The organism is Aeribacillus sp. FSL K6-2833, assembly GCF_037965815.1.
Classification (GTDB): domain Bacteria; phylum Bacillota; class Bacilli; order Bacillales; family Aeribacillaceae; genus Aeribacillus; species Aeribacillus composti.
This window is the reverse complement of the sequence record NZ_CP150189.1, coordinates 3,828,902-3,847,712: the sequence shown is the minus strand read 5'-3', so window position 1 is coordinate 3,847,712 and position 18,811 is coordinate 3,828,902. Positions and strand designations below refer to the sequence as shown.

The window sequence follows — 18,811 nt, the reverse complement described above, 5'->3', positions numbered from 1 at the left end:
CACACTCGTCCGAGTCGAATTCTGGTTAACTAAAACTGTTTTCCGAGCAATAATTAAAGGTGGAATTGGTGGAGCAGTTGCAGGAGCTATCGTAGGGGCTATTTTATCTGAATATGTAACTGGCGTCCCAGTATAGAAAGTATAATTATAGTAAATATTCTATAGTCTTTCCCCAATTGGGGGAGAAATGATTATTATGAAACAAGCCGTTTTTTCCGCAGTTTTTGCGGGATTAGTTGTTTTAGTAGGTGAGTATATTTCACTCAAGTTTGACACCATTTCACTACATGTGGATAACTAAAGGTGATTATACCAATAGTTATCCACTTTTTTTATCGAAAATATAATCATTATGTAGTGTTATGTGGATAACTTTTGTATATTCAATAATATGTAATATATGTTATACTATTAGTGCTATGTATATTCGAATTAATAAGCAAAAAAATAAAAATGGTTCTGTTCGTCAATATCTACAAATATGTCGTACATTTCGTGTAGACAATAAAGTTCGGCAACAAACGCTTTGTAATCTAGGGAGGTTAGAACATTTATTAGAGAATGGCTCTGTCGATAACATAATCGAGGGATTAGCCAAATTTTCAGAGCGTTACTTTGACCGAATTCACGGGCAAGGCTCTTCCTCTTCTGTCTCCGTGCTTTGGACAAAAGAGTTTGGGCCGGTTTATCTGTTCCGAAAGGTATGGGAAAAGTTAGGGCTTGGTCGGCTATTACGTAAAATCATGGATGATTCCGAGGCTGCTTCTCAGTATGACGAAGCCATTTTTGCCATGGTGTTAAACCGTCTCATGGATCCCAATAGTAAGCATTATATCTTCAAACAATGGATCGACACGATTTATGCAGAAGGTCTTTCAGACATTCAACTCCATCACTACTATCGTGCATTAGACTTCTTAAGTGAACAAAAAGAAAAAATTGAGGAACAACTTTATGGACATTTAACCGATTTAACCTCATTAGAAGTAGATATCGTGTTTTACGACACGACAAGCACCTATTTCGAAGGAGAGGAAGCAGACGAACTGCTGGCTCACTATGGTTACTCCAAAGATCATCGTGGAGATCGAAAACAAGTCGTGATTGGCTTATTAATGACCAAAACAGGGATTCCGATTGGGCATCAAGTCTTCCCTGGAAACATGCATGATACGAAGACATTTGGCATGGTGGTTGGAGACCTGAAGAAGCGCTATCCTATTCAGAAAGTCATTCTAGTGGGAGACCGCGGAATGGTTAGTGAAGCCAACTTAGATCAAATTCGTGAACTGGGCATGGAATATATTGTGGGTGTCAAATTACGAAAGTCGAAGAAAGCCCAAGAGCTATTATCCATCCGTGGGCCATATAAGAAGGTTCTCCCGAATCTAAAAGTGAAGTCAAAGAAAATCGATGGCGAAACGTATGTACTCTGTTACAATCCGGACGCTGAAGAACGTGATCGAGCGAGTCGTCAAGTCGTGTTAGAAAACCTTCAATCGAAGCTTGATGAACTCGGTCCATCTGGACTCGTCAAAAACCGTGCGTATTCCAAGTTTTTAACGATAGAAAAAGCATCGGCCAAAATTGATGAAGAGAAGGTATCCAATGACGAAAAGTTTGACGGAAAGTACGCCATTCGGACCAACTCGTCATTAACGGATGAAGAGGCAGCACTTGCCTATAAAGAGTTGTGGAGAGTGGAACAAGCCTTTCGTAACCTGAAGTCGAATCTAGAACTTCGCCCGATGTACCATCGAGTGGAATCTCGTATTCGAGGCCATATCATGGTTTGTTTCCTTGCGCTTGTCATGGAATCCTTTTTGGCCTATAAGCTAAAAGAAATAGGATGCCAAACAAGTGTAAAGGATATTTTGCATGATGTAAGCCAGATGAAGGCCTCGAAAATACGCGTGAATGGTGAAGAGCAAATCGTTCGTACAGAATTACAAGGTCAAGCAAATCTAGCATTTGAAGCACTTGTCACACAAGCGCCTCCTAGAGTATTAGAAAAAAACACGTGCCACTAACAAGTGTAGTGGTACGTGTTGTGGGTAAAGTCCAAAACACCAGTATTTTCGGGCTTTTCTTTAGTGTACTCTGTCAAACTTGAGTTTCACAAATAGTTTCATCAAGTTATCAAAATACCATTTGATGATTGGCATCCCATTTATTTGTAAACTGTTTGAAAAATAAGCAACATATCATATTTTAGACTTTCTGATAAAGTCGCTAAATGAAGTAAGTGGAGAAAACAGCTCGTTTTTCTTCATTGGCTTTTGTATTTTTGAAAGTAGCTGGCGAATACCAGCATAGGCGAATTCCCAGTTGCAAAAGAGATTTTATCTAAGTGAGAGGTGCTTTACCATCGCCTCTCACTTTTTGCGTTTCTTTAAGCAAATTCTCGTCTTTGTCTGATTGCAATATTATGTACTTTATTTTGCAGCACACAGTTCTTTCTTTATTGTTCGTTTGACGCTTGCATTTTTACTAGAAAGTATGTTTTTTTGTCAAAACAAATAGAGGCCCAAAAAGCCAACTTTCAATGACTTTTGGGCCAGCTCCATTATTTCAATGCTTGCTGCAAAAACTCAGGAAGCTTAAAGCACCCTTCGAGAATAGCTTGATTTACATATTTTGTATCTTTCGAAAAATTGTCCGACTTTACATCTTCATATTTTTTCGATCCGATTGTAAAGCTCCATAGTCCTCCCGGATATGTAGGAACAACAGCTGTGTATAGTTTTGTAATCGGGAATAAAGATTGAATATGGCTATAAGACCGTTTTAAAACATCCAAGTGGAAAACAGGCGATTGACTTTGGCATACCATGAGGCCATCGTCTTTTAACGCTTTATATAGGTTGGTATAAAAATCTTTTGAAAACAGCTGTTCTGCCGGTCCAATCGGGTCAGAAGAGTCAACAATGATCACATCGTATTCATTTTGTTTGTTTTCTACATATTTCACGCCGTCAATAAATAAGAAATTTACGCGCGGGTCGCTTAAGTTTCCTGACACTTCAGGCAGATGCTCCTTGCATGCGGAAACGACAAGCTCGTCAATTTCCACCATATCGATTTCCTTCACTGAATCATATTTGCATACTTCTCTGGCAACACCGCAGTCTCCGCCGCCGATGATCAGCACTTTTTCCGGATTTGGGTGGAGATTGAGCGGGACATGGGAAATCATTTCATTATATATATGCCCATCAATAGAAGTGGTTTGCACAACTCCATCTAGCACTAGCATGCGGCCAAAATCATACGAATCCAATACCATAACATGTTGAAAAGGGGATTGCTTTGAAAAAAGCACTTCTTTGATTCTATAGCTGATTTTTAAATTTTCTCTTTCATCTTCTGTTAACCATAAATCGCCGTTTATTGTTTGTAAATATTGATTGTCCATCTGCAGGCCCTCCTTGTGCTCAAAAATTCCTTACTTATTGTAACAAGTTTGTTATGAAAAGTGAATGAAGCAGACAAGTTTGTCAATAAGGAAAAAATCAAATATGATAAAAAAAGCAAGATCATTATCTTTCAATAAGGAGCGATAGGAGTTGAATATACCGGTCTCAAGCATAATAGGCAAAATGGAGGAGGAACTGAAAAAGGCAAAGGCAGCAGGAACACCTCATGATCTAAAAGCCCGGCTTCTTGTCATCCGTTCTTTATGTGATGTTATTTTGGATCAACAAGAGGAAAATTATGATTTTTCAGCTATTCAAGAGCCAAAAAGCGAAAGTGAAATAACTCCATTAGAGCTGGAAAAAATGATCGGAAATGCAAACAGCAAAACGCTGACAATGAAAGAACGTTTGTTGGTCGAAGACGATGCAAATGGAGAATCTATTTTTGATTTCTAACAAAATCTTGTCATCTGTAAAATCTTCATTTAAAAAAAACGGACGATAAGGTAAGATGAAGGGAAAAAGTCCTGCGGTAATATGTCAAGGTGAAAAATCATAGAAATTGGAAATTCCCTTGTCCGATGATCCGAAAAAAGGCAATACTGAAGAAACCCAGTATTGGTACATGTAATAAACTGGGTCTAAAGGTTGATATTGGTATACCAGATCGATCCTCTTATCGATCTTCCCCCTTTCTTGGCGTGTAGATTTGACCGTTGCGTAGCAGCGCATCGATCACACGCACGAGTTTTCTAGCGGTGAGGACGAGGGCTCGTTTATGTTGGTGTTTGGGCACTTCCTCATACTTCTTCCGGTAGTACGCACGAAACGTCGCATCATGCCGTTGCACCGAGTTGGCAGCCTCCACTAGGTAGTAACGGAGATAGCGATTGCCGGAACGAATGAGGGAGGTGTCCTCGGCTTGAAAACGGCCCGATTGGTGCTTGGACCATGTCAAGCCGGCATATTTTGCCAAGGCGGCCTGGTTGTGAAACCGCTCGATTTGCCCGATTTCGGCCAGGATGCCTGCGGTATAAACCGGTCCGATGCCTGGGATGGTTTGCAGTGTGTTCGGAATGCCTTCAAGATGGCGGGTAATGGCTTTATCGAGCTCTTTGAGCTGCGATTGCAGGCTGCGGATTGATTGAATCGACAGCCCTAACAGCAAGTCGATGGAATCCTCGACACACTTGGACAACCGATACGACGAACGGGCCGCCTTTTGAATCGACTTGGCGATGCATTCCGGATCGGCAAAGCGATTGCGCCCTTTTTGGCGCAGGAAGTCGGCCAACTGCTTGACATCCATTTGGCAGATGTCATCGAGGCTCCACGACTCAAGCAGCAGTTCGAGAATGGCATGTCCGAAGATCGAACTGTCCACCTCTTGGGTAAAGGAACTGCATTTGTAAAACAAGTGCTGGAGAAAATACTGTTTCTCACGGGTTAACTGGTGGACGAGATGATATCGCATGCGTGTCAGTCGCTGAAGCGCGAGAAACTGCTCCTTGAGGACAGCCGTCATCTTCAGACGGCCGAAGCGAAGCCGATCCGCAATGATCCAAGCATCGATGTCATCCGTTTTCTCCAAGTCGACATAGGCTTCTTTAAACTTGCGAATGAGCTTTGGATTGATCGTAAACACCTTGACGTTCCAAGCCTGCAAGGCCTCCTGCTGGTGGAAAAACATAGCTGGATGCCAACTGTAGACCGAGGTGGCTTCCATCCCGATCAGAATTTCGGTTGGCTTTCGCTTGTTAGCCCACAGGAGGATTTGATCCCGAAGGAAGGTGGCGCCCAGAAGATGATTATCCACTTTGAAGCGTGCGCACGTATTTCCTTCATGATCCATAATGCAGGTGGCTAAGTCGCGTGAGCTCACGTCGATCCCGACGTAGAGTTTCATGAGATCACCTCCTATTGTTGTAGGATCGAGGGGTAGGACTCTTCGGGATGCCCCCGGATCGCGCCTGTTGACCAGTCACCCTCGCATATGAGAACTCACGTTGGACCATGGGCTGCCCTGGAAGCTGCTCCTTCCAGCATGGGGAAAACCAACGGGAACAGCCTGCGGGTTAGACGTCCAAACAGGGGCCGAGGAGACAGACTTTACAAGTAGTCAAAGCTACAGGAGTGAGAAGAGTATCCCCGATGATCCTAAGACCATTATCCAGGAACATTGCGAAAAGTCCAACCCCGGTACGCTCAACCCTTTGTGGGAGGGGCGCGCCCCTCCCACAAAGGCAACCACCCAAGATATGCGATTGTCAAGGAGCGTATCGGACTGGAAATTCGATAAAAAAACTTTCTGAAACTTAGTATACGAGGGGTGAAGATTATGAAAATATTTTTCATTCTTGGAGCCGTCGGTGCTTTTTTGTCTGTAGCTTTAGGAGCATTCGGCGCCCATGGTTTGGAAGGGAAAATTCCGCAAAAATATTTGGAGACATGGCAAACAGGTGTACAATATCAAATGTTCCATTCGATAGGCCTTTTTGTCACGGCTCTGTTTTTGCAGCAGCATCCGCAGGCAGGCTATGCAAATTGGGCCGGGTGGCTGATGCTCATCGGTATTCTCCTGTTTTCCGGAAGCCTGTATATATTAAGTGTGACGCAGATCAAAGTGTTAGGTGCAATTACGCCGCTTGGAGGCATTTCATTTTTAATTGCATGGGTTCTTCTTGCTGTTGCTGCAGTTAAATATATGTAAATATAAACGTCTGTCTACTATATCGGGACAGGCGTTTTTTTGTGCAAAGAAATGAAAGGGTGACCTTCTTAACCGATTCAAAGGTCATAGCCAGAGCTTTATCCAAAAATGTGTCCCGTTCATTTTGGCTCCTAGCTTCCTAATGATAGAAGATTCAGTGTGAATGCAATGTTTTTTTGTTCAACATACTGTCAAAAAGTACTATGGAAAATGTGATTTTTTTCACAGATTGACTAACGTAAGCTAAACTACAATTTTTTTAAAAGAAGAAAAGGTGGTGTTATGGGTGGCAAAAGAATTCATCTCCGATAAAAAAGAGCAGGAAATTGCTCAAAAGAAAGAATATTCGTTATTTGGCACTTTTTTATTCGTTCTTATGCTGGCTCTTTTTTTAATACTTTCTTGGTTTGGAGTTTACTACTTATTTATTCAACGATTATAAAGGAGGGGGATCATCTTGCATTTGCACAGACTTGAAAAGGTTTGGCTATTAATAGGTATAGGTACGCTTGTGATGTTTTTAACAATCGTGGGCATCAGTGCATTTGCACAAGGTCATCATCCGCCGAGTGATCTGACCACATTGGATCCGCAAAAAGTAGACACGACAGAGCCGTTTAATCAACCAGGCTTAAAGAAAATTGGAGACAACGAATACGAACTTGTTATAGTTTCTCAAGCTTTTGCCTTTATGCCGAATGACATAAAAATACCGGAGGGAGCAAAAGTTCATATTATCGTGACAAGCAAAGATGTTGTTCATGGCCTTGAAATCGTTGGCACAAATGTAAACATGATGGTGACCCCGGGACATGTGAATTCGCTTACACATACATTTCATAAACCCGGCAGCTATTTAATAATTTGCAACGAATATTGCGGTACTGGGCACCAAATGATGAGCACGAAAATTGAGGTGACAAAAGCATGAAAAATACAGCGCTTCACCCAAACGATGGAAAGCTGGCGCTCGCCCATATTGCAGTTGGTTATATTGCATTGTTTTTAGGAGCGATTGCCGGGTTATTGCAGGCTTTTGTTAGAAGCGGAACGCTTGAGCTTCCGGCAGGGATCGGATATTATCAGCTTTTGACTGCTCATGGCGTTTTGTTGGCACTTGTTTTTACAACATTTTTTATCATTGGTTTTTTATATGCTTCCATGAGTCGGACGACAGGTGATTTAACTCCGTTTGCCAAAAAGACGGCTTGGATCGGCTTTTGGCTTATGACGATTGGAACAGCGATTACAACGGTTATGATCTTATTAAATAAAGCGACCGTTCTATACACTTTTTATGCACCACTTAAAGCATCGCCATGGTTTTATATCGGTCTGACGCTTGTTGTAGTCGGCAGCTGGGTAAGCGGAGCTGGCATGTTTAGCCAATACGCTGTCTGGAAAAAGAAAAATGAAGGAAAGCCGTCTCCTCTATTAAGCTTTATGGCAGTTGCCACAATGATTTTATGGATCATAGCAACATTGGGCGTAGCAGTAACGGTATTATTCCAGTTTATTCCTTGGTCCTTCGGGTTAGTCGATAAAATCAATGTGCTGTTAAGCAGAACACTTTTTTGGTATTTCGGCCATCCATTAGTGTATTTCTGGTTATTGCCTGCCTATATGTGCTGGTACGTCATCATTCCAAAAATAATAGGCGGGAAAATTTTCAGCGATTCGCTTGCAAGACTGGCGTTTGTACTGTTTGTTCTTTTTTCCATCCCAGTCGGCTTCCATCATCAAATACTAGAGTCTGGGATCACTCCGTTTTGGAAGTTTTTGCAAATTGTGTTGACGTTTATGGTCATTGTTCCATCTTTAATGACAGCTTTCGCTTTGTTTGCAACATTTGAAATAAGCGGAAGAGAAAAAGGGGCCAGCGGACTGTTTGGCTGGGTGAAAAAGCTTCCGTGGACAGATGTTCGCTTTTTTGCACCGTTTATGGGAATGCTCGTTTTTATTCCTGGCGGAGCAGGCGGAATCATTAATGCAAGTAACCAAATGAACCAAGTCGTTCATAACACTTTATGGGTAACAGGACATTTCCATTTAACAGTGGCCACCACTGTAGCGTTGACGTTTTTTGGTATTTCCTATTGGTTGGTTCCTCATTTAACAGGCAGAACGTTAACACCGCGATTAAATAAATTAGGGATCATTCAAACCGTTTTCTGGTGCATCGGTATGTTCCTAATGTCAGGAGCCATGCATACAGTTGGTCTGTTTGGAGCTCCTCGGCGGACCGCTTATACAACATATGGAGACCATCCGCAGGCGTTGGAATGGATGTCTTATCAAACTATCATGGCGGTTGGCGGAGCCATCTTATTCGTTGCCATTTTGATGATTCTTTATATTGTTATAAATTTGGCAGTGGCTGCTCCAAAAGGAACGGAAGAATTTCCAGTTGGTGAAGTTCATGAAGATGCGGAAAAAACGCCATTGCTTCTAGAAAATTGGAAAATTTGGATCGGTCTGTCTGTTGTGCTAATTGTAATCGCTTATACAGTACCGGTCATCGATATCATTGAAAATGCACCAAGTTCACCGGGATTTAAATTCTGGTAGAAGAAACTGGGCGTGGAATTTTCACGCCCGGTTTTTTTTATTGCTATGGATGCGGAAAATGCCCTAGATGAAATGGGGGAGGTAATCGGAAATTTTTTCTGAATCTCGATTATACGTTTTAAGTCGAAGGGAAAAAAAGCTTTATTGGCCGTTTTTGAAATTTAAGTGCTTTTATTTATATAAGTAAGATCGAAATGAAAATAAAAGCTCATAGAAAAGCTGAATAACCTTGCTTCATTAAAGAAGCAAGGCTGCTTAGACTTCTGTCCTGCTTAGACTTCTGTCTATTTGACAAGGAAGCTAGACAAGGGCAGGGCGCTGTTCAAGAAATTATAAAGCGTCTTGCAGCATTCCTACCGGCCTCTCTCTGTCTAGCGTTTTTCTTATCTTGGTGGATAAGAAGCGAGACTTTGAGGGGATGTATATACGATTTCCTCATCGAAAGTGACGTAATTCAAAAAAACCATCAGCAATAAATATCGCCTTCCTGTTTGCGGGTCGCTTAAAATGAGATGATCTCTTCCGGCAGCTTCAATGACGCCGCGAAATACTTTCGCCGGCCATTCAGGATTGTTTTCAAAGGTCATGTATACGGTGGCCAATTTCCCTTTATTTAAGCGCAAAATGTTTTCGACATAGGATTCTTCAAGCGGAAGCATTCCGGGTACAGCTTGACCGCTGGTGCCGCTTGGTTGAGCTGAGGGAGGGGCGCCGATAACAGACCCGCTGGGCGCGTAAAATCCGTACGGATAGGTTGGCTGTACAGGAGTAACTGCAGGAACTGGATACCCCTGCTGCTGCCGTTGGTTCTGTTTTTTGTTGCTCATGTTCAACCTCCTAAAATCTATATACGCTTGGGCAAACAGATTGTGCAGGAATATAAAAACAATGGGATTTATATCGTCCTGAGTTATATTGGTTATACCATGTAGCAGGGCAATCGCCATATGGCTTAAAAAACCACAAAGCAGTTTCTGCAGGACTGTAGCGGTTTCCTTTCAAAACTTTTCTTGCTAAGTCTATTTCATTTTGCCTTGCAGCCTGATAAAAATATCCTTTCTGTGTGGCTTCGAAGCCTCCGGGGCTTTGAAACACCATACTACGAACGGTGCGTATATCCTTAAAGTCTAAACAATCTGCAAGGACACGGTTGACACCGACATTGCCTACAAGAAGCATGCCTAAATCTCCGTCTCCTTCTGCTTCAGCTCTCATCAATCTGGCCAATAGCTTTACATCTTCTTCAGTATGTGGGAATTACAGCCATTTTTTCACCTGCCTTTTTCTTTAAAAAGACATTGCCTAAATAGTAATCTTTCATTCCAATGTATGACGATGAAACCTTTTTTATGACATTCGGAAAAATTCCCATTCCGACATCTTTGTTCTGTATAAAAGAAAAAAAGAAGCTTATAAAGTATGAGGGGCTGTCTAATAAGTCGATTTTCCGGCTTATAGACGCCCCTTTAATGTTTTAGAAACACTGATATATCAATGCTTATGATGTTTTATTTTCAGTGGATTTTGACTGGACAGCCCCATATTTTGAGAAGTGGCATATATGTATTCATCCATGGCGCTTGGCATGGTGCATGGTGTTGGGAAAAGTCACCCTCTCGCCCATTCTTTCCATTGAAATTTTTCTTCAAATCTCCCCGTACTTTTATTTTGTTGCACGTAAGAAAGAGATAAATCGTGATTTGTTACACTTCCTGCACAACATGACCTTTTTCCGTACACATTAAGCATGTCAGCTAGGATTTCTTACTCACTATGGGCGCCCTTCAGCAGAAAAAACCAGTACTGAAAGCAGTACTGGTTTATACATGTAAAAATGCTGCAATTTTTTCAGGATGCAAAATGTTGCCGACAAAGAAAGAGCCAAATTCGCCGTATCTGGCGCTTACTTCATCAAAACGCATTTCATATACGAGCTTTTTAAACTGCAAAACATCATCAGAGAAGAGCGTGACGCCCCATTCCCAGTCATCAAATCCGACAGAACCGGTAATAATTTGTTTTACTTTATCTCCGTACTTGCGGCCGATAAGTCCGTGGCTTCTCATGAGGCTCCGGCGCTCTTCCATCGGCAGCATATACCAATTGTCATTGCCTTGACGGCGTTTATCCATCGGATAGAAGCAAACATATTTTGATTTCGGCAAAATAGGATATAGTCTAGATCGGATATATGGATTTTGATACGGATCTTCATCATTTCCGCCGCCTACGTAGCTGCTCAATTCCACAACGGAAACATATGAATAGGCAGGGCTTGTATATTCAGCCAGTTTTGTTTTATTAAATTCCGTTTCAATTTCATTCAATTCTTCCATCGTTGGCCGGAGAATCATGATCATCAAATCTGCTTTTTGTCCAACGATCGTATATAAAGCGTGGCTGCCTTGTTGGTCTTTTTCCACTGCACTCCATTTTTCTAACAAATTCAGAAATTCATGAATAGCTTCCTGGCGTTCATCGCTAGATAAAGTTTTCCAAGCGCTCCAATCGATCGAGCGGAAATCGTGCAAACAATACCAACCATCGAGCGTTTCAACGGCTTCATTTGAACGAACTTCTTCACTCATTTTCGTCACCTCTCATATTGGCTATGTACAAGTTTACTATACCACAGTTTAGGGGAGAATATCCGGGTAAAACAGTATGACAATTATGTGACAGAAAAAAGTGCTGTTGAAAGCGCTATGATGAAATTTTTCATTTTAAATTTAAGAGCAGGTGGGGTATGCTAAAAGTGAATGGAACAATTCATGTTAAAAGAATGTTTTAAGATTAAGGAGGCTGACTTTGTTTTGGCAGACATTTTTGCAGCATTGAAAAATAAAATATCGGGAAAAAATATTAAAATTGTTTTTCCTGAAGGATTGGATGAGCGAATTTTAACAGCAGTTTCCCGATTAACAGAGGAAAATTTGTTACAGCCCATTTTAATTGGGGATGAAACAGAAATTGAAGAAAAAGCAAAGAGTTTAAATATTTCTGTTGCAGGTGCAAAAATATATAATCCTGCCAATTACAGTGGAATAGAAGAGCTTGTTCAAAGCTTTGTTGAACGCCGTAATGGAAAGGTGACAGAAGAAGAAGCACGGAAGCTTCTTTTGGATGAAAATTATTTTGGCACGATACTTGTTTATAAAGGGGAAGCGGACGGGCTTGTGAGCGGTGCGGCACATTCAACCGCAGATACAGTGCGGCCGGCTCTTCAAATCATTAAAACGAAACAAAACGTGAAAAAAACATCAGGCGTATTCGTCATGGTTCGTGGTGAGGAAAAATATATATTTGCTGATTGCGCGATCAACATCGCTCCAACCAGTCAGGAGTTAGCAGAGATCGCTATTGAAAGCGCGAAAACGGCAAAAATGTTTGATATCGACCCTCGCGTTGCTATGCTCAGCTTCTCGACAAAAGGTTCAGCAACATCCCAGGAAACAGAAAAAGTGGCAAAAGCAGTTGAATTGGCAAAAGAAATGGCTCCGGACTTAATATTGGACGGAGAGTTTCAATTTGATGCAGCTTTCGTGCCGTCTGTTGCGGAAAAGAAAGCGCCGGGATCTGTAATTAAAGGCGATGCCAATGTATTTATATTCCCGAGCCTTGAAGCTGGAAACATCGGCTATAAAATTGCACAGAGACTTGGAAACTTTGAAGCGATCGGACCGATTCTCCAAGGATTGAATGCTCCAGTGAACGATCTATCTCGCGGCTGCAACGCTGAAGATGTATATAAATTAGCGATAATCACAGCCCTTCAGGCGCTTGCATAAACAAAAAGCAGGGAATTTTCCATCAAAAATTCCCTGCTTTTCACATTTTTTGCTGAATCAACAACACCTTCCGCTTCTAAACAGAAAGGCTTTGCTTTAATTCATCGCTTGAGCGCTCCCACATGCCTTCATCATGGTTTCGAAGAAAATCGGAAAGAACTTTTTTCGAGCTTTCATCCATGTGGTCGACAATGATGTTCCGTTTTAGCGATTTATCCATGCGGTTTACGTGTTCAGGCAATGATTTATAACCTCGTCTTGCCTCGCGATCAACAGTCATATAACAGGCAGCAACCCCGGCATAATATGGCCCATCTTCTTTTCTGTCAATTGTTACCCATACAAGCCAATACGGTTTTCCGTTCGGAACGTCTTCTTTCACATGAGTAAATTTAATGCCGCGTTCTACCTGGCTTCTTGCATGCATTGCGCCGATATCTACAAATGCCGTTTTTTCCTCGATGTCAATGAAGACAGGGGAAACATTTTCCAGGCTAAGGGTGCCTGCTCCAAAGCCGCGATGGCCGTCAGTTGGATCGTTTTTAATAATTTGGAACTCGACCTTTTTCTTTTTTTCTGTCATGTAAACATCCCTCCTTTAAAAGAACGGTTGTAAAACGAAATGAAAAAGAGTGATAACGGCTCGGCTTCCCCAATTAAATATCGGATGAATAATATATTGATCCAAAGGGGTGATAACAATAATTAAAAAAATAAGCACTCCGTAATTTTCATATTGAGTAAGCTTGGCGCGGATGTCCGGCGGGGCTAAATCTTCAATGATGCGATAACCGTCAAGCGGCGGAAACGGCAATAAATTAAAGATAAACAACATAATATTTAATGATATAAGAATATTAAAAAATTGTTCAACCATTCTGGCTCCATCATAAGATAAGCTGGCAAATAATCCAAACGAAAAGAGAAAGTTCAGCAGCAAAAAAGCGAGAAAGGCAATGAATAAATTGCTCAATGGACCAGCTACAGATACTAATACCCCGGATAAGCGGGGATTTTTAAAATAGAAACGATTCACCGGAACGGGTTTTGCCCAACCAAACCCTGCCAAAAATATTAAAAGAGTACCGATCGGATCTAAATGGGAGATCGGATTAAGGGTCAGCCTCCCTTGATTTTTCGCTGTCGGATCTCCGAACTTATAGGCAACAAATGCATGTGAAAATTCATGGATAGTGAAGCCGACGATCAAAGCAATAATGACAAACGGTATAACTTCTAAATCGTAATATAAAAACGGCAAAAATGCGCCCTCCTATTCTAACGATTTCCTTTGCTTACAGTATACTATAAAAAGGTTGAAATACATAAAAAGGATTTTCTTCATTTTTTTAGGGGAAAATTCAGCTGATTTTTGCACTGAATTTGTGATCTTGCAATCGTTGAATAAATTGATAAGCTTCCTCCACTTCCTCATCCGTATAACGCTGCTTTTTTTTGAGCGTGAATACTTTTTCCTTCACTTCTTCCTTGTCCAAATGATCAAAATATAAAATGGTTGATACAAGTTCTAAAAAACGTGCTGATTGGGCGTTTAATTCATTTATGCAATTCTGCAGTTCGGGCATGTCCAAATCGTAATGGCTTAAAAATTCCTGCCCCGACTTTGTAAGGGAATATTTGTATTGATAATAGCCGCCTTTTTTTTCTTTTACTTCATTGATAAAGCCCATGTTGCAAAGCTCTTCAATGCGAAGCGTCAACTCTTCTGAATACGGCCCGTAAAAATGGAATTCGTATTTTTCATAAAAGGGATAATTAAGTTTTTTTGCTATAAATATAATTTTTTGCAGTTTTTTTCGTCCGATGATCTCTTTCGAAGCGGACAGCACTTTCATTAATTTTGCGTGTTCGGTTAACACACCCTTCATCTCCTCACCTACAGAATAAATCCATCTTTGTCAGTTAGCTGCAAAATTTCTAAAATTTGTTTTTTCAAGTTTCGTTTCTCCGAGAAATCTTTTAAAAAATCAAGAGGAAAATATAATTTATGATCCGTTCTCCGCTTTCCGGTAATGGCGTCCACAATTTCCGACTCTCTTGAAAGCTCCCGTATTTCCCCGTTTGGCATGAGCAAATGGATCGGCAGCCGTTCTTCTTCCTCGCCCGGTCGGTAAAAATCGTACGGAAGATCTGAAGACGAGTCGACAACAAGATAATATTCCGGATCAATGCCTGCTTTTTTGAACAAATTCGTTAGTTCAATCAGCTTCATCAATTGTTCATTGGACGGTTGAAACTCCACATATTTAAACAGGCGCCTGTTTATAAATCTGTTGCACAGATCGCTTAAAATCGGATCCTTTTCCTTTTGCCATTCTTGGAAATAATAAAGGATGATGGATTCGTCTAATTTTAAATAATCTTCGACTGTAACATCTCCTTTGAAAATCGAATAAAAATGGACTGGATCTGCTTGGAATGAATAATTATTTTCATACAGAGCCTTTGCTCGATGGAGAATTTTGGACAAAATGACTTCAGCGCTTCTCGTTACTGGATGAAAATATACTTGCCAGTACATTTGATATCGGCTCATAATATAATCTTCGACAGCATGCATGCCGCTGTATTTAATGACGACTTGATCCTCTCTCGGCCTCATCACACGCAAAATGCGTTCCATGTCAAAATGGCCGTACTGAACGCCTGTGTAAAAAGCATCTCGTTGCAAATAATCCATTCGGTCGGCGTCAATTTGGCTGGAAATTAAGCTGATAACCTGCTTATTTTTGTATGTTTTCGCAATGACCTCTGCCACTTTTTTCGGGAATTCCGCCCCTGCATTTGAGAGAACACGGTTTATTTCTGTATTTCCTAAAATAATGGCTTGGGTAAAATCTTCGTGATCCAGATGGAAGACCTTTTCAAACGAATGAGAAAAGGGACCGTGTCCGACATCGTGCAAAAGGGCAGCGCATAAGCTTAGCAGCCTCTCATCTTCGTTCCATTCCGGTCTCCCGCGAAATACGTCATCAACAATTCGGCGGACGATCTCATAAACGCCTAATGAGTGGTTGAATCGGCTATGCTCCGCACCGTGAAAAGTTAAAAAAGTTGTCCCGAGCTGGCGGATGCGGCGCAGCCGTTGAAACTCTTTTGTCCCGATCAAATCCCAAATGATTTTATCGCGAACGTGGATGTAACGGTGAACCGGGTCTTTAAAAACTTTTTCTTCTGGCAGCTTTTCACTTGCATAGGTCATTTTCTTCCCTCTTCCGTTTTGACATGATTATATTATAACTTGTTTAAATTCAGGTGAACACCTCGTTTTTTAAAGTGCGATTCTAAACAGACACAAAGGAAAATCGGGTCCATGTCGTTCAACAACCTTAAATAAAAAACCGCCTCAGGAAGCATTCATTCCTTAAAAGGCGGTTTCTTATTTTTTAAGCTTTGCTTTCACTTTTTCTATTAACTCTTCTTCCGTTAACGCAGCGACCGGACGGTTGTTCACAAATACAAACGTTTTCTTTCTTCCGGGCCCGCAGTACGATTGGCAGCCGATTTCAATTTTAGCATCGGGATCCAAATTCTTTAATTTCGGAATAAGCGATTTTAAATTTGGCGCTTTACAATCGTCGCATACACGGAACTCATTTGCCATCCTTTTGAACAATCCTTTCTTCATGAATAAGCACTATCGGGTAGTATACCTTGTCTTTTTTTTGAAATCAAGTACAGCGCTTTTCTGTAAAAATCTACTATCCTTGTATATATTTTTAATCTTTTGGGAAAAATGATGCTAGAACAAATAGTATTATTCAAGAATAAGGGAGTTGAGAGTGAATGAAAACAAGACAGGATGCTTGGACAGAAGAAAACGATCTGCTATTAGCAGAAACCGTTTTGCGGCATGTCCGTGAAGGAAGCACGCAATTAAACGCTTTTGAAGAAGTTGGTGATAAGCTGAACCGCACGTCGGCCGCCTGTGGCTTCCGCTGGAACGCCGTTGTGCGCCATAAGTATGAAAAAGCTTTGCAGCTTGCAAAAAAACAGAGAAAGCAGAAAATGAGAGCGCTTGGGAAAGGCCAGACTGCAAAGAAGCGATTGCTTTATACGCCGCCTGAAGCGTCGCCTGGTGATTTTACTGAAGTAAATGCGGTGCAAAATTCAAAGAATTATAATCATCCAGAGCTCGCAGCCAATTCAAAAGTGGAGCTGACAATGGATAGTGTAATTGAATTTTTAAGAACTTACCAAGGGAACAGCGAACATATCGAGGCTTTGCAGCAAGAAAACGAGCGTTTGAAAAAAGAAAATGAAGAACTGATTAAGAAAAACGAAGAGTTGGAGAAGAAGGTTGCCAAGCTTGAGGAAGAATCGAAAACAGTTCAAGAAGACTATGAAACACTTATGAAGATTATGAACCGCGCTCGAAAGCTAGTTCTCTTTGAGGAAGAAGAACGTCCGACAACAACGTTTAAAATGGATCGAAACGGCAATCTGGAAAAAATGGCGGAATAGCGGAAGACGCTCCGCCTGCGTCTTTTAAAGGACAAAGAGCGGCAGCCTGATCTTATTCAATATTTTGAATAATAGCCATACAAAAAATAAAAAGGGATTGCGGCATTAGCCGCAACGTCCGAAAGTAGCAGGCATTCGCCAGCTACTTCAAACAAACATACGAAATCAAGTAGAGAAACGGTTTGTTTTTCTCTACTTGATTTATTTTTTAGCATTTATTTAGTGTTTATTGCTGGATAAAAAGGTCAAACACAAACCCGTAATCTTTTAAATTGTATTGCTTTTTCGCATTCATCAGCCAATTGAACGCAATATCGTTAATTTCTTTAAATTGCTCGGAAATATTGCTTTCATTTATGCGGTTGTTGGTGAATACAGAGGCGGCCATTTGCAGGCTTTGTTTTGCATACTCCATATAATTGTCATGATCGTTTGAAATTTCTTCTATTTTAATCAACGCTTTATACAAATCTTTTAGCTCTTCTAAATGTTTTTTATGAACATCAATGGAAAAAGGCGTGTTTCCAATTTGGAATTTGATTTCTACATCTAAATCAATAGTCCCTGCCGTTTCAAGCACAACGTTTGAAACGCGGTGGGCATAGTAGTCATACCGCTTTAAAGTGCGTTTTTTGCTGACAGCGCTTGTGCCGTCAACGTGGATTAACGCTTTGTTTGTGAAACAATACTCGTCGGTTTTCGACTTAATGAGGAAGTAGATTTTTTCCCCATCCTCATGCATGACATAATCATCCGCGTCCACTTTATCATAATCCTCCGGCTTGATCACCGTGCCGATATCACTTAATCCTAAAACATCAGAAGCTACTTTTTTAAACATAACTTTCTCCCTTCCCGATTTACATATTAGGCAAAAATTTTTCATTCCGCTCTATCATTCTTATGAAGTTTGCTTCATACAATTCCAGTTCAAAGTCGGTTAAATTGGAGGAATAAATGCGGCCGCTCAAATGTTGTAAGGCTGCAAGAAGGTCGTGCACCACATCCTGGACGGTTAACTTCACCTTTAATAATTCATGTAAAGACGCCATCGTGCTCGGATTTACGTTTGGGTACTTGAAATGTTCGGCTTGTCCTTTTGTCGCCTTGTCATAAAACTGTTTAATCTCGTTTGCGCGCGCTGCTCCGCTTCCTGTGATGCATAAATAAATTTGAACCGCTACGCCTCTCTTAAGACGGCGCTGAGAAATGCCGGCAAATTTTTTGCCGTGAATGCTGAGGTCGTAGCTCCCGGGACAATATGAACCGACAATTTCTCCTGCTTCGACTTCTGCGCCATACGGTTTCAAGAGAAAACAGATTAAATCCTTCATCGCATCATAACCGCGGTTAATGTCAATTCCTTTTTCCTTTTCCGGTAAAATGATCGATACGTTTAAAATCCCTTCATCCAAAACAACAGCCAACCCGCCGGAATTTCGAACGATGACTTTATATCCTTGTTTTTTTAAAAAATCTACTCCATCTTTTAAAAACGGGGCTCTTGTATCTTGAATGCCGAGAACAATCGTATCATGATGCACCCAAGTGCGGACTGTCGCGGGGGACATGCCGCTCCCGACTGTCGTGCACAACGTATCATCGTAAGCGAATGATTGCTTGGCATCAAAAAAGAGTCCTAAGCTTGAATGATCGATGATTCTCCATTCCGGCTGTTTTAATAATTCGTTCATTGCTGTGATAATCCTTTCAGTCGTGTGTTTTTAAGCATGAAAAGGATAGTAGAAATCGGCTATTCGTTTATTTTTCCTCAGATTTTTCGCTGAAGCTTTCGAAAAATATAAGAGCTGTAGCATACATGTAATCGGTCGATTTCTACAAGG

Annotated in this window: 20 protein-coding genes; 8 read left to right on the top strand and 12 right to left on the bottom strand. The window is 41.1% G+C overall.

Going from position 1 to position 18,811, the window contains the following annotated elements; all coding sequences use genetic code 11:
- Positions 1-419: 419 nt before the first annotated feature.
- On the top strand, positions 420-2,030 hold the full coding sequence (locus tag NSQ94_RS18455; protein ID WP_339192846.1) for an IS1634 family transposase: 1,611 nt from the start codon (positions 420-422) through the stop codon (positions 2,028-2,030).
- A gap of 536 nt (positions 2,031-2,566) precedes the next feature.
- Here the strand turns inward: NSQ94_RS18455 and speE are convergent.
- A complete protein-coding gene (gene speE, locus NSQ94_RS18450) occupies positions 2,567-3,415 on the bottom strand; it encodes a polyamine aminopropyltransferase (RefSeq protein WP_094244739.1) in 849 nt (282 codons plus the stop codon).
- Positions 3,416-3,566: 151 nt separating this feature from the next.
- On the opposite strand from speE, the gene NSQ94_RS18445 reads away from it, so the two are divergent.
- Entirely contained in the window at positions 3,567-3,872 is a 306-nt protein-coding gene (locus NSQ94_RS18445) for a YwdI family protein (protein ID WP_063389064.1), read from the top strand.
- A 220-nt stretch (positions 3,873-4,092) separates the two neighbouring features.
- Here the strand turns inward: NSQ94_RS18445 and NSQ94_RS18440 are convergent, their stop codons facing one another.
- Positions 4,093-5,322, bottom strand: coding sequence for an IS110 family transposase (locus NSQ94_RS18440; protein WP_027725928.1), 1,230 nt, complete (start codon positions 5,320-5,322; stop codon positions 4,093-4,095).
- A 432-nt stretch (positions 5,323-5,754) separates the two neighbouring features.
- Between NSQ94_RS18440 and NSQ94_RS18435 the strand changes: the two genes are divergently transcribed.
- From NSQ94_RS18435 to NSQ94_RS18420, 4 genes are all read left to right on the top strand, one after another.
- Positions 5,755-6,126 (top strand): DUF423 domain-containing protein, encoded by a 372-nt coding sequence (locus NSQ94_RS18435; RefSeq protein ID WP_063389063.1) that lies wholly within the window; start codon positions 5,755-5,757, stop codon positions 6,124-6,126.
- A 286-nt stretch (positions 6,127-6,412) separates the two neighbouring features.
- Positions 6,413-6,568 (top strand): cytochrome c oxidase subunit 2A, encoded by a 156-nt coding sequence (locus NSQ94_RS18430; RefSeq protein WP_339229801.1) that lies wholly within the window; start codon positions 6,413-6,415, stop codon positions 6,566-6,568.
- A 15-nt stretch (positions 6,569-6,583) separates the two neighbouring features.
- Positions 6,584-7,057 carry a cytochrome c oxidase subunit II gene (locus tag NSQ94_RS18425; RefSeq protein ID WP_063389062.1) on the top strand — a complete coding sequence of 158 codons (474 nt, stop codon included), beginning with the start codon at positions 6,584-6,586 and terminating at the stop codon, positions 7,055-7,057.
- Positions 7,054-8,694: a b(o/a)3-type cytochrome-c oxidase subunit 1 gene (locus tag NSQ94_RS18420; RefSeq protein WP_339229799.1), complete on the top strand. Its 1,641-nt coding sequence runs from the start codon at positions 7,054-7,056 to the stop codon at positions 8,692-8,694. Before NSQ94_RS18425 ends, NSQ94_RS18420 begins: the two co-directional genes overlap by 4 nt.
- 383 nt (positions 8,695-9,077) lie before the next feature.
- Here NSQ94_RS18420 and gerQ read toward each other — a convergent pair whose 3' ends face one another.
- The 3 genes from gerQ to hemQ form a co-directional block, all read right to left on the bottom strand.
- Positions 9,078-9,521: a spore coat protein GerQ gene (gene gerQ, locus NSQ94_RS18415; protein ID WP_063389060.1), complete on the bottom strand. Its 444-nt coding sequence runs from the start codon at positions 9,519-9,521 to the stop codon at positions 9,078-9,080.
- A 10-nt stretch (positions 9,522-9,531) separates the two neighbouring features.
- Positions 9,532-9,909, bottom strand: coding sequence for a cell wall hydrolase (locus NSQ94_RS18410; protein ID WP_063389130.1), 378 nt, complete (start codon positions 9,907-9,909; stop codon positions 9,532-9,534).
- Positions 9,910-10,514: 605 nt separating this feature from the next.
- Positions 10,515-11,282 (bottom strand): hydrogen peroxide-dependent heme synthase, encoded by a 768-nt coding sequence (gene hemQ, locus NSQ94_RS18405; RefSeq protein WP_063389059.1) that lies wholly within the window; start codon positions 11,280-11,282, stop codon positions 10,515-10,517.
- A gap of 225 nt (positions 11,283-11,507) precedes the next feature.
- On the opposite strand from hemQ, the gene pta reads away from it, so the two are divergent.
- Positions 11,508-12,482, top strand: a complete 975-nt coding sequence (gene pta / locus NSQ94_RS18400) for a phosphate acetyltransferase (RefSeq protein WP_066251515.1) — start codon at positions 11,508-11,510, stop codon at positions 12,480-12,482.
- A 76-nt stretch (positions 12,483-12,558) separates the two neighbouring features.
- On the opposite strand, the gene NSQ94_RS18395 is transcribed toward pta, so the two are convergent.
- The 5 genes from NSQ94_RS18395 to NSQ94_RS18375 form a co-directional block, all read right to left on the bottom strand.
- A complete protein-coding gene (locus tag NSQ94_RS18395; protein WP_063389058.1) occupies positions 12,559-13,065 on the bottom strand; it encodes a YwhD family protein in 507 nt (168 codons plus the stop codon).
- Positions 13,066-13,080: 15 nt separating this feature from the next.
- Entirely contained in the window at positions 13,081-13,743 is a 663-nt protein-coding gene (locus NSQ94_RS18390; protein ID WP_066251353.1) for a site-2 protease family protein, read from the bottom strand.
- A gap of 100 nt (positions 13,744-13,843) precedes the next feature.
- Positions 13,844-14,362 carry a YwgA family protein gene (locus tag NSQ94_RS18385; protein ID WP_063389056.1) on the bottom strand — a complete coding sequence of 173 codons (519 nt, stop codon included), beginning with the start codon at positions 14,360-14,362 and terminating at the stop codon, positions 13,844-13,846.
- 17 nt (positions 14,363-14,379) lie between these two features.
- Complete coding sequence (locus NSQ94_RS18380) at positions 14,380-15,705, bottom strand: HD domain-containing protein (RefSeq protein WP_063389055.1); 1,326 nt, start codon at positions 15,703-15,705, stop codon at positions 14,380-14,382.
- Between the two features lie 177 nt (positions 15,706-15,882).
- A complete protein-coding gene (locus tag NSQ94_RS18375; protein WP_063389054.1) occupies positions 15,883-16,107 on the bottom strand; it encodes a DUF1450 domain-containing protein in 225 nt (74 codons plus the stop codon).
- 182 nt (positions 16,108-16,289) lie between these two features.
- Between NSQ94_RS18375 and NSQ94_RS18370 the strand changes: the two genes are divergently transcribed.
- On the top strand, positions 16,290-16,967 hold the full coding sequence (locus tag NSQ94_RS18370; RefSeq protein WP_066251351.1) for an RsfA family transcriptional regulator: 678 nt from the start codon (positions 16,290-16,292) through the stop codon (positions 16,965-16,967).
- Positions 16,968-17,193: 226 nt separating this feature from the next.
- On the opposite strand, the gene NSQ94_RS18365 is transcribed toward NSQ94_RS18370, so the two are convergent.
- Positions 17,194-17,808, bottom strand: a complete 615-nt coding sequence (locus tag NSQ94_RS18365; RefSeq protein WP_063389052.1) for a PH domain-containing protein — start codon at positions 17,806-17,808, stop codon at positions 17,194-17,196.
- A 19-nt stretch (positions 17,809-17,827) separates the two neighbouring features.
- Positions 17,828-18,661 carry a biotin/lipoate A/B protein ligase family protein gene (locus tag NSQ94_RS18360; RefSeq protein ID WP_339229796.1) on the bottom strand — a complete coding sequence of 278 codons (834 nt, stop codon included), beginning with the start codon at positions 18,659-18,661 and terminating at the stop codon, positions 17,828-17,830.
- Positions 18,662-18,811 lie beyond the last annotated feature (150 nt).

Excerpts from the sequence above, each read along its gene's own strand:
- NSQ94_RS18455 (WP_339192846.1), top strand. The coding sequence starts at position 420 with ATGTATATTCGAATTAATAAGCAAAAAAATAAAAATGGTTCTGTTCGT.
- speE (WP_094244739.1), bottom strand. The coding sequence starts at position 3,415 with ATGGACAATCAATATTTACAAACAATAAACGGCGATTTATGGTTAACA.
- NSQ94_RS18440 (WP_027725928.1), bottom strand. The coding sequence starts at position 5,322 with ATGAAACTCTACGTCGGGATCGACGTGAGCTCACGCGACTTAGCCACC.
- NSQ94_RS18435 (WP_063389063.1), top strand. The coding sequence starts at position 5,755 with ATGAAAATATTTTTCATTCTTGGAGCCGTCGGTGCTTTTTTGTCTGTA.
- NSQ94_RS18420 (WP_339229799.1), top strand. The coding sequence starts at position 7,054 with ATGAAAAATACAGCGCTTCACCCAAACGATGGAAAGCTGGCGCTCGCC.
- gerQ (WP_063389060.1), bottom strand. The coding sequence starts at position 9,521 with ATGAGCAACAAAAAACAGAACCAACGGCAGCAGCAGGGGTATCCAGTT.
- NSQ94_RS18410 (WP_063389130.1), bottom strand. The coding sequence starts at position 9,909 with ATGAGAGCTGAAGCAGAAGGAGACGGAGATTTAGGCATGCTTCTTGTA.
- hemQ (WP_063389059.1), bottom strand. The coding sequence starts at position 11,282 with ATGAGTGAAGAAGTTCGTTCAAATGAAGCCGTTGAAACGCTCGATGGT.
- NSQ94_RS18395 (WP_063389058.1), bottom strand. The coding sequence starts at position 13,065 with ATGACAGAAAAAAAGAAAAAGGTCGAGTTCCAAATTATTAAAAACGAT.
- NSQ94_RS18380 (WP_063389055.1), bottom strand. The coding sequence starts at position 15,705 with ATGACCTATGCAAGTGAAAAGCTGCCAGAAGAAAAAGTTTTTAAAGAC.
- NSQ94_RS18375 (WP_063389054.1), bottom strand. The coding sequence starts at position 16,107 with ATGGCAAATGAGTTCCGTGTATGCGACGATTGTAAAGCGCCAAATTTA.
- NSQ94_RS18370 (WP_066251351.1), top strand. The coding sequence starts at position 16,290 with ATGAAAACAAGACAGGATGCTTGGACAGAAGAAAACGATCTGCTATTA.
- NSQ94_RS18365 (WP_063389052.1), bottom strand. The coding sequence starts at position 17,808 with ATGTTTAAAAAAGTAGCTTCTGATGTTTTAGGATTAAGTGATATCGGC.
- NSQ94_RS18360 (WP_339229796.1), bottom strand. The coding sequence starts at position 18,661 with ATGAACGAATTATTAAAACAGCCGGAATGGAGAATCATCGATCATTCA.